This window comes from Sphingomonas sp. 22176 (assembly GCF_052045505.1).
In the GTDB taxonomy this organism is placed as follows: Bacteria; Pseudomonadota; Alphaproteobacteria; order Sphingomonadales; family Sphingomonadaceae; genus Sphingomonas.
Genome location: NZ_JBQEPL010000002.1, coordinates 838,050 through 850,623 on the forward strand (window position 1 = coordinate 838,050; position 12,574 = coordinate 850,623).

The 12,574-nt window shown below is 67.4% G+C and carries 9 protein-coding genes; 2 read left to right on the top strand and 7 right to left on the bottom strand.

The genetic code is table 11. The features are described from left to right. Nucleotides 1-3: 3 nt before the first annotated feature. Entirely contained in the window at nucleotides 4-1,044 is a 1,041-nt protein-coding gene (locus ACTJKY_RS11840) for a rod shape-determining protein (RefSeq protein WP_440846248.1), read from the bottom strand. Nucleotides 1,045-1,196: 152 nt separating this feature from the next. On the opposite strand from ACTJKY_RS11840, the gene mutL reads away from it, so the two are divergent. Continuing rightward, nucleotides 1,197-3,038: a DNA mismatch repair endonuclease MutL gene (gene mutL / locus ACTJKY_RS11845; RefSeq protein ID WP_440846250.1), complete on the top strand. Its 1,842-nt coding sequence runs from the start codon at nucleotides 1,197-1,199 to the stop codon at nucleotides 3,036-3,038. A gap of 8 nt (nucleotides 3,039-3,046) precedes the next feature. On the opposite strand, the gene ACTJKY_RS11850 is transcribed toward mutL, so the two are convergent. The 6 genes from ACTJKY_RS11850 to ACTJKY_RS11875 form a co-directional block, all read right to left on the bottom strand. Beyond that, the gene (locus ACTJKY_RS11850; protein ID WP_440846252.1) at nucleotides 3,047-3,664 is read right to left on the bottom strand and encodes a CAP domain-containing protein; all 618 of its coding nucleotides are present in this window, start codon (nucleotides 3,662-3,664) and stop codon (nucleotides 3,047-3,049) included. Between the two features lie 145 nt (nucleotides 3,665-3,809). Continuing rightward, nucleotides 3,810-4,685 (bottom strand): acyl-CoA thioesterase, encoded by an 876-nt coding sequence (locus ACTJKY_RS11855; RefSeq protein WP_440846254.1) that lies wholly within the window; start codon nucleotides 4,683-4,685, stop codon nucleotides 3,810-3,812. Then, nucleotides 4,685-5,809 carry an acyl-CoA dehydrogenase family protein gene (locus ACTJKY_RS11860; protein ID WP_440846256.1) on the bottom strand — a complete coding sequence of 375 codons (1,125 nt, stop codon included), beginning with the start codon at nucleotides 5,807-5,809 and terminating at the stop codon, nucleotides 4,685-4,687. Before ACTJKY_RS11860 ends, ACTJKY_RS11855 begins: the two co-directional genes overlap by 1 nt. 167 nt (nucleotides 5,810-5,976) lie before the next feature. Beyond that, on the bottom strand, nucleotides 5,977-7,161 hold the full coding sequence (locus tag ACTJKY_RS11865; protein ID WP_440846258.1) for an acyl-CoA dehydrogenase family protein: 1,185 nt from the start codon (nucleotides 7,159-7,161) through the stop codon (nucleotides 5,977-5,979). Between the two features lie 168 nt (nucleotides 7,162-7,329). Next, nucleotides 7,330-9,354, bottom strand: a complete 2,025-nt coding sequence (locus ACTJKY_RS11870) for a 3-hydroxyacyl-CoA dehydrogenase NAD-binding domain-containing protein (RefSeq protein WP_440846260.1) — start codon at nucleotides 9,352-9,354, stop codon at nucleotides 7,330-7,332. Nucleotides 9,355-9,410: 56 nt separating this feature from the next. After that, on the bottom strand, nucleotides 9,411-10,634 hold the full coding sequence (locus ACTJKY_RS11875; protein WP_440846262.1) for a serine hydrolase domain-containing protein: 1,224 nt from the start codon (nucleotides 10,632-10,634) through the stop codon (nucleotides 9,411-9,413). Between the two features lie 144 nt (nucleotides 10,635-10,778). Here ACTJKY_RS11875 and ACTJKY_RS11880 point away from each other — a divergent pair, with 144 nt between their 5' ends. Further along, on the top strand, nucleotides 10,779-12,542 hold the full coding sequence (locus ACTJKY_RS11880) for a class I adenylate-forming enzyme family protein (RefSeq protein ID WP_440846264.1): 1,764 nt from the start codon (nucleotides 10,779-10,781) through the stop codon (nucleotides 12,540-12,542). The last annotated feature ends 32 nt before the right edge of the window (nucleotides 12,543-12,574 follow it).

The following is a 12,574-nucleotide window of genomic DNA, read 5'->3' on the forward strand; positions in this document are numbered from 1 at the left end:
TCGTCAGACCTGGAGGAGAACGCCGCGGAACATCGGGTCTTCCAGCGCACGGCCGGTGCCGAGCGCCACGCAGGTCAGCGGATCGTCGGCAACGGTGACCGGCAGGCCGGTCTCGTCGCGCAGCACTTCGTCCAGCCCGTGCAGCAGCGCACCGCCGCCGGTGAGCACGATGCCCTGGTCGACGATGTCGGCGGCCAGTTCCGGTGCGGTGTTTTCCAGCGCGATGCGGACGCCCTCGACGATCGTGTTGACCGGCTCGGACAGCGCCTCGGCGATCTGGCCCTGGTTGATCTGGATTTCCTTGGGGACGCCGTTGACGAGGTCGCGACCCTTGATGTGGATCGTCTTGCCGATGCCGTCGGCCGGCGGCTTGGCGACGCCGACTTCCTGCTTGATCCGCTCGGCCGTGGCTTCGCCGATCAGCAGATTGTGGTTGCGGCGGACATACGAGACGATCGCCTCGTCCATCTTGTCGCCGCCGACGCGAACCGAGGTCGAGTAGGCCAGACCGCGCAGGCTGAGCACCGCGACTTCGGTGGTGCCGCCGCCGATATCGACGACCATCGAGCCGATCGGCTCGGTGACCGGCATGTCGGCGCCGATCGCGGCTGCCATCGGCTCCTCGATCAGCCACACCTGGCTGGCGCCGGCGTTTGACGCGGCGTCGCGGATCGCGCGGCGCTCGACCGAGGTGGAGCCCGACGGCACGCAGATCACGATCTCCGGCCAGCGCATGAAGCGGCGCTGCCCGTGCACCTTGCGGATGAAGTGCTTGATCATCTCTTCGGCGACATCGATGTCGGCGATCACGCCGTCGCGCAGAGGGCGAATCGCCTCGATCGAGCCCGGCGTCTTGCCCATCATCAGCTTGGCGTCGTCACCGACTGCCTTGACCTTCTTCACGCCGTTCAGCGTCTCGACCGCCACAACCGACGGCTCGTTCAGCACGATGCCGCGTCCGCGCAGGTAAACGACGGTATTCGCAGTACCCAGATCGATCGCCATGTCATGCGACATGAATTTGAAAATGCGGGAGAAAGCCATCTATTGATCCGTCCTGCCGGGTTGGGCGCCCCCCGTCCGGCTGCTCGCACAAATTGTTTGGCCCGAACCCGTTCCGGGACGAAGTTGCCTCCGGCCTGGTGTATTGCGGATGCGGGTCGCGGGAGGCCGTCGCTTGGGCTACAGCGGATGGCATGTCAATACGCCGCCTGCCCGAACATCTCGTCAATCGTATCGCTGCCGGCGAGGTGGTCGAACGCCCTGCCAGCGCCTTGAAGGAACTCGTTGAAAACGCAATCGACGCAGGCGCTACACGGGTCACCGTGAAGCTGGCCGGCGGGGGCATCGAATTGATCGAGGTGATCGACGACGGCTGCGGCATGGCGCCTGCCGAAATGGCCCTCGCACTGGAGCGCCACGCCACCTCCAAGCTGCCTACCGACGATATCGAGCACGTCGCGACGTTGGGATTTCGCGGCGAGGCGCTGCCCTCGATCGCCAGCGTTGCGCAGCTGACGCTGGAAAGCCGCGTGCGCGGCGCCGAAGGCTGGTCGCTGACCGTGGACAATGGCGCGCGCGTCGCCGAGGGACCGGCCGCGTTGCCGCCCGGCACGCGGGTGCGGGTGGAGGCGCTGTTCGGCCGCGTGCCGGCGCGGCGCAAGTTCCTGCGCTCGACCCGCGCCGAATATGCCGCCTGCCTCGACGGCATGAAGCGGCTCGCCATGGCGCGGCCGGACATCGCCTTTACGGTCGAGCATGATGGCCGCCGCGCGCTGAGCGTGCAGGGCGGCGAGAGCCGGCCGGCGCGGGTCGCGGCGCTCACCGATCGCGCGCTGCAGGAGAACAGCGTCGCGATCGACTTCGAGCGCGAAGGGCTGGTGCTGGGCGGGGTGGCGAGCATCCCCACCTTCAACCGCGGCGTGGCCGATCACCAATATCTGTTCGTCAATGGCCGCCCGGTGAAGGACCGGCTGCTCGTCGGCGCGGTACGCGGCGCCTATGCCGAGATGCTGGCGCGTGATCGGCATCCGGTGGTGGCGCTGTTCCTCGACGTGCCGCCCGAAGTGGTCGACGTGAACGCCCACCCCGCCAAGACGGAAGTGCGCTTCCGCGATCCGGCGCTGGCGCGGGGGCTGATCGTCAGCGGGTTGCGGCGGGCGCTGGATGCGGCCGGGCATCGCAGCGTGCAGCGGCCGAGCGAGGCGGCGCTGGGGCTGTGGCAGCCGGGAGGCGGGGCTGGAAATCCTAGCCCCTCTCCTTCAGGGGAGGGGTTGGGGTGGGGCAGTGTCTCACCGAGACCAAGCTATGATCCGGACTCCCTTCATACCAACTTCTCCTCCCAGGAGGAGGGGCTTAGGCATTATTCCGGCGCCGTCCGCGATTCCGGCACCTTCTTCGCCGCCGCCCCCTTGGCCCGCGCCGAACCCGCGCGGCACGAAGCCCCGCTCGCCACCGACTTCCCGCTGGGCGTCGCCCGCGGCCAGGTCGCCAAGACCTATATCGTCGCGGAGGCGCAGGACGGGCTCGTGCTGGTTGACCAGCACGCGGCGCACGAACGGCTGGTGCTCGAACGCATGCGCCGCGCGATGGCCGGCGGCACCGTGCCGTCCCAGGCGCTGCTCCTCGCCGAAGTGGTCGAGCTGGACGAGCCCGGCTGCGACCGGCTCGAAACCCGTATCGAGGAACTGCGCGCCTTCGGGCTCGAGCTCGAACGCTTCGGCCCGCGCGCGATGCTGGTCCGTGCGGTACCGGCCGCACTCGGCACCGGCGATATCCACGGCCTCGTGACCGATCTCGCCGACGAACTCGCCAGCTTCGACGAGGCGCTGAGCCTGAAGGAGCGTCTCGACCATGTCGCCGCGACCATGGCCTGCCATGGCTCGGTCCGCGCCGGCCGGATCCTTTCGGTCGCGGAGATGAACGCGCTGCTCCGCGAGATGGAGGTCACGCCGCATTCGGGCCAGTGCAACCATGGCCGCCCCACCTGGGTGAAGCTGGCACATGGCGACATCGAGAAGCTGTTCGGCCGGAAGTAGCAGGCCTTTCAGCGCTGCTGCAGGGCGTAGCGGAGGCGCACCGGGCGGCCGTCCTTGGTCGCGCTGACGTCGACGACGCAGATATGCTCCATCTTGCTGTGCGGCCCGCAGCCGATCCCGGCGAATTTGAGCTTGGCATCGAACAGCAGCCGGCGGTGGCCGCGATCGGGCACGCCGTCGTCGACGATCATCTGCCGCACCACCTCTTCGGCATTGTCGAAGCCATAGGCAATCGCCTCGCCGACGAAGATGTCGCCGCCGCGGCGCTTCACCCGGACGCCGGGATCGCTGCCGTCCGCGCCCCGATGCCCGCGCGCGCCAATGGTGCCTTGTTCGCGCGAGAAGTCGACTGCGGCCAGCGCCAAGATCTCGGCCTGGGTGAGCGGCGGCAGCGGCTCCTGCCGTTCGAGAAAGGCGATCGTCTCGTCGACCGCCACCGTCCCCTCGCGGGTGAGAATTCCGTTATAATCCCCCGGCAGATAGACGACGGCGCCGTCGAAATAGCTGCGGTACTCGCGCAGCTTCTCCGCATAGGCCCGGGGATTCGCGCGTGCGGCGTTGATCTGGGCGAGGACGGAGTCCTCCAGGCTTTGCGCATGCAGCGCCGTGGCGGCAAAAAGCCACACGAGAGGCGCGCATATCGCAGAGACGCGATATGACATAGGATAATACCCCAAACCTCCCGGTCCGAGTGTATCTGCACGACTCGTGGATAATCAAGCGTAATAATTGCGCAGGCGAGATGAAAACGATCGCCCGTACGGCGCGCCGTCACGCGCTGCGTATCAGCCCTTCCTGCGTCACGCTCGCCACCAGCCGCCCGTCGCGCGCATAGATGCTGCCGCGGTTGAAGCCGCGGGTGTGGCCGGCCCAGGGACTGTCGGTGGCGTAGAGCAGCCACTCGTCGAAGCGGAACGGCTCGTGCAGCCACAGCGCATGGTCGAGGCTGGCGGTCTGCACCTGGCCGCTCATCCAGCTGACCCCGTGGGGCAGCATGCAGGTGCCGAGCAGCGTCATGTCGCTCGCATAAGCGAGCATCGCGCGGTGGAGCGCGGGCTCGTCAGGCAGGGGGGCGATGACGCGGAACCAGCTATATTGCCGCGGTTCGCGCGGTTCGGGCTGAGACCAGTTGCGCGGGTGGACCGGGCGGATCTCGATCGGCCGGGCGCGGAGGAAGAAGCGCTTAAACTTCTCGGGGATCTGGTCGCGGATTTCTTCGCGCAGCTCGGCCTCGGAGCGGAGCTCCTCGGGCGGGGGCACGTCGGGCATCGCGTCCTGGTGGTGCAGCCCCTCGGCGCGCAGCTGGAACGACGCCGCCATGTTGAGGATCGGCTTGCCCTTCTGCATCGCGATCACCCGGCGATTGGCGAAGCTGCGCCCCTCGAAATCGCGCACCACCCGGTAGAGGATCGGATGGTTCTCGTCCCCCGGCCGCATGAAATAAGCGTGGAGCGAATGCGCGACCTTGCCGTCCTCGACCGAGCGCTGCGCCGCCTGCAGCGCCTGGGCGATCACCTGCCCCCCGAACACCCGGCCGACGCCGCCCGGCTGGCGGGCACCGCGATAGAGATCGGTATCGAGCGTCTCGACGTCGAGCAGCGCGGTGAGGCCGGCAACCAGGTCTTCGGGGGATTTCGCGTCGGTCATCAGTAGCCGGCCGCCTCCGCCAGCGCGTTGGCGTGATAGTTGGAATCGCCGAACATCTCGGCGAGCACGCGGGCGCGCTTCATGTAGAAGCCGATGTCATATTCGTCGGTCATGCCGATGCCGCCATGCATCTGGATGCCCTCCTGCACCGCAAGCGTGGTGGCAAGCCCGGTCATCGCCTTGGCGATGGCGACGGCTTCGTCGGCGGGTTCGCCGGCGTCGAGCAGCTGCTGCGCCTTGAGCGTGGCGGCGCGGGCGACTTCCATCTCGCTGTAGAGATGTGCGGCGCGGTGCTGGAGCGCCTGGAAGCTGCCGATCAGCATGCCGAACTGCTTGCGCTCCTTGAGATAGCCGAGCGTCATGTCGCTCGCGCCTGCGCCGACGCCGAGCAGCTCGGCGGAAGCACCAGCCCCAGCGGCTCGGAGCAGGCGGCCTAGCGGATCCGCGCCGGCGTCGATCTCACCGACCACCGCATCGGCGGTGACTTCGACGCCGTCGAAGCTGGCGTGCGCGGCGAGGCTGGAGTCGGCGAGGCGTTCGGGGCGGAGGTCGAGGCTCGCGGCCTTGGGATCAATCGCGAACAGGGTGATGCCGTGCGCGTCCGTGTCGCCGCCTGCGGTGCGCGCTGTGACGAGGATAAGGTCGGCGGCATGGGCGTGGTGGGCGAAACGCTTGGTGCCGGTCAGGCGGAAGCCGTTGCCGGCGCGCTCGGCCTTGAGGGCAACGGCGCGGCCGAACTTGGGCTTCTCGTCATGCGCGATCGCGATCACCGCCTCGCCGGCGGCAATGCCGGGGAACCAGCGATCGGCATGGGCGGTGCCCTTCAGCGCCTCGACCGCCGCGACGGCGGTGGAGAGGAAGGGGGAGGGGGTGAGGTTGCGGCCGATCTCCTCCAGCACCACGCCCGCCTCGACATGGCCGAGGCCGAGGCCGCCCGAAGCTTCGGGGATCAGGATGCCGGTAAGGCCCATCTCGGCGAACTGCTTCCACAGGTCGCGGCTGAAGCCGGTGGTGTCCTTGGCGTCGCGAAGGGCGCGCAGGTGGCGGACGGGGGCATGTTCGGCGACGAACTCCCGGGCGGTATCGCGGAGCATCGTCTGTTCGTCGTTGAGGTAGAGCGGCATCGATCTTCCCTTCGCAAAGCTCCCTCTCCCGCTTGCGGGAGAGGGTTGGGGTGAGGGTGAGTAGGGCAAAGGGAAGGGCCATCACTCGCCTCACACACCCTCACCCTTCCGCCGCCTGGCGGCGGCTCCCTCCCTCTCCCGCAGGCGGGAGAGGGAAAGCCCGCCCCTCAGCCCGGCAGTTCGAGGATCCGCTTGGCGACGATGTTGAGCTGGATCTCGCTCGTCCCGCCCTCGATCGAATTGGCCTTGGTGCGCAGCCAGGCGCGGGGCTTGGCGCCCTTGGCCGAGGCCTGGCTCTCCCATTCCAGTGCGTCCGATCCGCCGGCGGCCATGATCAGCTCGTGGCGCTGCTTGTTCAGCTCGGTGCCGACATATTTCATCATGCTCGGCTGGGCAGGGTGCGCGCGGCCGGCCTTGAGCTCGTCGAGGAAGCGTTCCGACATCGCCGAGAAGGCACGCATCCGCACCTCGAACAGCGCGATCTGCGCGCGGAGGAGGGGATCGGCGAGGCGGCCCTGATCGTCGAGCCCGATCGTCGCGATCGCGCCCTCGATCAGCGGATTGCCGCCGGCGCGGTCCAGCCCCATGCCCGAGATCATCTCGCGCTCATGGCCGAGCAGGTACTTGGCGACGTCCCAGCCCTTGTTCTCGTCGTGCACGCGCTGCGCTTTGGGTACCCTCACATTGTCGAAGAAGGTCTCGCAAAAAGGCGAATAACCGGAGATCAGCAGGATCGGCTTGGTCGAGACGCCGGGCGAGGCCATGTCGAACAGCACGAAGCTGATCCCGCCCTGCTTGGTCTCCTTCGAGGTGCGGACCAGGCAGAAGATCCAGTCGGCCTTGTCGGCATAGCTGGTCCACACTTTCTGGCCGTTAACGACATAATGGTCACCGGCATCCTCGGCCCAGGTCTGCAGCCCGGCCAGGTCGGAGCCGGCATTGGGTTCGGAATAGCCCTGGCACCAGCGGATCTCGCCGCGGGCGATCTTTGGCAGGTGTTGGAGCTTCTGTTCCTCCGTGCCGTACTTGAGCAGCGCCGGCCCGAGCATCGAGATGCCGAAGCTGTTGAGCGGCGTGCGCGCGCCCATCCGCTTCATCTCTTCGCGCAGGATCTTGGTCTCTGCCGGGGAGAGCCCGCCGCCGCCATAGGCGGTCGGCCAGTCGGGCACGGTCCAGCCGCGTTCGGCCATGCGGTCCATCCACAGCTTCTGGTCGGGATGCGCCCAGTCGGGATTGCGCCCGCCCCAGACGATGTCCTTCTCGGACCGGATTGGCTCGCGCATCGAAGGCGGGCAGTTCGCCTCCAGCCATGCGCGGGTTTGCTCACGGAACGTGTCGAGATCCTGCGTCATTATCCTCTCCTTTGGACCCCTCTCCCGCCTGCGGGAGAGGGAGGGGCCCGCCGCCGCAAGGCGGTGGGAGGGTGAGGGGGACTCTTGCCTACCTCACTCACCCTCACCCTTCCGCGGCCTTCGGCCGCTCCCTCCCTCTCCCGCAGGCGGGAGAGGGAAAGCATCAGGTCACCGGTTGAACTTCTCGCCCTTTTCCGCCTTCTCGCGGAGCAAGGGCGCGACTTCGAAGCCATACTTTTCCAGGCCCTCGACGATCTTCTTCAGGCCTTCGGTGTCCGCCCAGAACATCGGCCCGCCGCGATACGGGGGCCAGCCATAGCCATAGACCCACACCACATCGATGTCGCTCGCCCGCTGGGCCATGCCCTCGGCGAGGATCAGCGCGCCTTCGTTGACCATGGTGTAGAGCGTGCGGACGACGATCTCCTCCTCGGTGATCTCGTGGCTCGGCACGTTCAGCTTGCCGCGCCATTCCTCGATCAGCTCGGCGACGCGCGGGCTGTTCGAGGGCTGGCGCTTCTCGTCATAATCGTAGAAGCCGGCGCCCTTCTTCTGGCCCCAGCGGCCTTCGGCGGCGAGCGCGTCGCGGATGTTCTCGATGCGGTTGGGATCGCGGTGCCAGCCGATGTCGACGCCGGCGAGATCGGCCATCTGGAACGGCCCCATCGGCATGCCGAAGGCGACATGGACCTTGTCGATCTGCTCGGGCGTGGCGCCTTCGAGCAGCATCTTGGTGGCTTCCACCTGGCGCGGCATCAGCATGCGGTTGCCGATGAAGCCGTAGCAAACACCCGCAATCACCGCGACTTTCTTGATCTTCTTGCTGAGCGCCATCGCGGTCGCCAGCACATCGTCGGCGGTCTTGGCGCCGCGAACGATCTCCAGCAGCTTCATCACGTTGGCCGGCGAGAAGAAGTGCAGCCCCACCACGTCCTGCGGGCGGCTGGTGGCGGCGGCGATCTCGTCGATGTTGAGATAGCTGGTGTTCGACGCGAGGATGGCGCCCGGCTTGGCGATCTTGTCCAGCCGCCCGAACACGTCCTTCTTCACGTCCATGCTCTCATAGACGGCCTCGATGATCAGGTCGCACTCGGCGAGATCGTCGAAGTTGAGCGTGGGCTTGAGCAGACCCATCGCCTTCTCGACCTGCTCGGCGGTCATCCGGCCCTTGGCGGCGGTCGCCTCATAGTTCTTGCGCATCACGCCAGTGCCGCGATCGAGCGCATCCTGCGCCATCTCTACGATGGTCACCGGCACGCCCGCCGACAGGAAGTTCATGCTGATCCCGCCGCCCATCGTGCCGGCGCCGATCACGCCGACGCGCTTGATGTCGCGCAGCTGGATGTCGTCGGCGATGCCGTCGATCTTCGCCGCCTTGCGCTCGGCGAAGAAGATGTGGCGGAGCGCGGCCGACTGCTGGCCCATGATCAGCTTCATGAAGCCCATGCGCTCGGCCTGGACGCCTTCGGCATAGGGCTTGCCGGCGGTCTGCTCGATGATGTCGATGATCGTGTTCGGCGCGTCGAGCCCGCGGAAGCGCTTGGCGTTGGTGGCGCGGAACTTGGCGAAGGTTTCCGCATCGACCGCGACCGGGCGCTCGCTGGAACGCGAGACCGGCTGGCCGACCACCTCGTTCGCGAAGGCGACGGCATCGGCGAGCAGGCTGTCTTCACCCGCGAGGCGATCGACGAGTCCTGCGTCCTTGGCCTGGCTGGCCGAGATCGGGTCGCCCTTGGTCGCCATCTCCAGCGCCACTTCCACGCCCGCGACGCGCGGCATGCGCTGGGTGCCGCCCGCGCCGGGGAGGATGCCCAGCTTCACTTCGGGCAGGCCGAACTTCGCCGAGGGCACGGCGATACGATAGTGCGACGCCAGCGCCACTTCGCAGCCGCCGCCGAGCGCGGTGCCGTGGACCGCGGCGATCACCGGCTTGTCGAGCGCCTCGATCTCGTCGACCAGCACCGGCAGCGACGGCTCGGCCATCGCTTTGCCGAACTCGGTGATGTCCGCGCCCGCGAAGAAGGTCTTGCCGGCGCAGATGATGACGACCGCCTTGATGCTGTCGTCAGCCTTGGCTTCCTCGATGCCTGCCTGCAGCCCCTGCCGCACCGCCGCGCCGAGCGCGTTCACCGGCGGATTGTCGGAGGTGAGGATCAGGACATCGCCCTGACGGCTGGTGGTAATCACGGACATGCGTTCGAACTCCTAGTTCGCAGTTCCGGCCGGGGCCGGGAGGGGGTGAGGGGCGCTCATCGGGTGAGCGCCGAATAGATCAGCGTCTTGAGCTCGCGCCGGATCGGGTAGAGCATCGACGGCGAGAATTGCGTCATGAACACCATCGAGATCCGCTCGACAGGGTCGACGAAGAAGGCGGTGGAGAACATGCCGCCCCAGTAAAACTCGCCGACCGAGCCCGGGATCAGCGTCTTGGCGACGTCGAGGTTGATGGCGAAGCCCAGGCCGAAGCCGGTGCCGGCGTTGGTCGCCTCGCTGAACAGCGCGCGCGACATCGCGGCGAGGTCGCTGCCACCGGGCAAATGGTTGGTCGTCATCAGGTCGATCGTCTTGGGCGAGACGATCCGCACGCCGTCCAGCGCGCCGCGGTTCAGCAGCATGGTGTTGAAGCGGTGATAGTCGAGCGCGGTCGACACCAGCCCGCCGCCGCCCGAGATCAGCCGGGGGAAGCGCGACCAGGCTGACGCCTCGCCGCGATCGTAGAGTACGCGGCCCTTGCCCTCTTGCATCGTCCAGCAGTCGGAGAGGCGGTGAATCTTGTCCTCGGGCACCTGGAAGAAGGTGTCGTGCATGCCCAGCGGCGCGAAGATGCGCTCGGCGAAGAAGCGATCAAGCGACAGCCCGGAAACCCGTGCCACCACCGCGCCCAGCACGTCGGTGGAGACCGAGTAGTTCCATTCCTCGCCCGGCGAGAATTCGAGCGGCAGCTTGCCGAGTGCCGCGACGAATTCGTCGAGCGTCAGATTGGCATGCCAGCTCTCGATCCGACCCTCGCGATAGGCGGCGTCGACATTGCTGCGGTTCTGGAAGCTGTAGGTGAGGCCCGAGGTGTGGCGGAGCAGGTCTACCATCCGCATCGGCTGCGCGGTAGGCCGCGTCTGGAACGGCACGCCGCCACCGCCGCCGGCATAGACACCGACCCCCTTCAATTCGGGCAGCACGTGATGGACGGGCGTGTCGAGTGCGACCAGCCCTTCCTCCACCAGCATCATGAAGGCGAGGCTGGTGATCGGCTTGGTCATCGAGGCGATGCGGAACAGCGTCGATTCGTCCACCGCCGCGCCGCCCTCTCGCGCCGCGCCCTGGTGCGAGAAATGGACGATCCGCCCGTCGCGGGCGAGCAGCAGCTGCGCGTGCGGCAGCTTGCCGGTGTCGAGATAACGCGTCTTCACAAAGGCATCGATCCGCGCCAGCCGGGCGGCATCGAATCCATGGGCGATCGGGTCGTCGACTTCCATGCTTGGCGGCATACCTCTCGTTCGAATTCGGTTCAATGCACCTTCTGCCGGGTGCGCGCTTTCTATTGCCTTGAGCGCGCGGCAAATCAACACTAACGTGGGCGTCGGTTGGTCAACGAGCCAAACCCAAAGTTCAGAAAGTCGATGGAGAGCGCTGCCTTGACCCTTGAACCGATCGTGCCCTTGCCCCCTGACTGGCCCAAAGCCCCACTGGCTGCCGTGGACGCGATGCTCACCGCGCCCGGCGCCAAGTTCGAAATGGACACCGTGGAGATCCGCGGCGTGCCCACGCGCGTCTGGAAGAACGCGCCGCCCACCGCCGCGATCCTCGCGCGGCTGGCCCGCGGCTATGGCGATCGGCCCTTCACCATCTATCAGGACGAGCGGGTCAGCTACGAGGCAAACTACCGCGCCACCTGCCATCTCGCCTCGTGGATGCAGGCCAAGGGGGTAGCCAAGGGCGACCGGGTCGCGCTGGCGATGCGCAACCTGCCCGAATGGCCGACGATCTTCTTCGCCGCGGTGAGCATCGGCGCGATCCTGGTGCCGCTCAACGCCTGGTGGACGGGCGCCGAGCTCGAATACGGCATGAAGGATTCGGGCGCGAAGCTGCTGTTCGTCGACGGCGAGCGACACGAGCGGCTGAAGAGTTGCTACGCCGCGCTGCCCGATCTGGAGCAGGTGGTGGTCAGTCGCGCCTGTTCGCCGCTCGAGGGCGACGCGATTGCGCTCGAATCGATCCTCGGCCCCTGCAACAGCTGGGCTGGGCTCACCGATATCGCTTTCCCGGAAGTAGCCATCGCACCCGACGACGATGTCACGCTCTTCTACACCAGCGGCACCACCGGCAATCCCAAGGGTGCGGTGGGCACGCACCGCAATCTGATGACCAACATCCTCACCGCCGGCTATTCGGTCGCGCGGTCGATGCTCCGCCGGGGCGAGGTGCCGCCGGCTGCGCCGCCCTACAAGGTCGGGCTGCTGGTGATCCCGCTGTTCCACGTCACCGCCTGCAGCGCCGGGCTGATGGCGCTGATCGCGGCGGGCGGCACGGTGGTGTTCATGCGCCGCTGGGAGCCGATAGAGGCGATGGAGATCATTCAGCGCGAGAAGGTCAACCAGACCGGCGGCGTGCCGACGATCGCCTGGCAGCTGCTCGAACATCCCGAGCGGCACAAGTACGACCTGTCGAGCCTGGAGAGCATCTCCTATGGCGGCGCGCCCTCGGCGCCCGAGCTGGTCAAGCGCATCTTCCAGGAGTTCGGCGCGCTCCCCGGCAACGGCTGGGGGATGACCGAGACCATGGCTACGGTGACGCACCATCTCGGCGAAGAGTATCTCGCCCGGCCGACCAGTGCCGGCCCGCCGGTGCCGGTCGCCGAGCTCAAGATCATGGATGTCGACGGCACGCACGAGCTGCCGGTCGGCGAGGTGGGCGAGCTCTGGGCCAAGGGGCCGATGATCGTGAAGGGCTATTGGAACAAGCCCGAGGCGACGACCGAGACCTTCCGCGACGGCTGGGTACGCACCGGCGACCTCGCGCGGCTGGACGAGGAGGGGTTCCTCTATGTGGTCGACCGCGCCAAGGACATCATCATTCGCGGCGGCGAGAACATCTACTCGTCGGAAGTGGAGGACGTGCTCTACGCCCACCCGGCGGTGACCGACGCGGCGCTGATCGGCATTCCGCACCGTACGCTGGGGGAGGAGCCCGTCGCGGTGGTCCATCTCGCGCCGGGCAGCTCGGCGACCGAAGCGGAGCTGCAGGCCTTTGTCCGCGATCGGATCGCGGCGTTCAAGGTGCCGGTGGCGATCCGCTTCTCGGCGGAGACGCTGCCGCGGAATGCCAATGGCAAGATCCTGAAGAAGGATCTCAAGGCGTTGTTCCCTACCGACAAGGCGGCGTGAGGTGCTTCTTCTAGTTCCCCTCCCGCAAACGG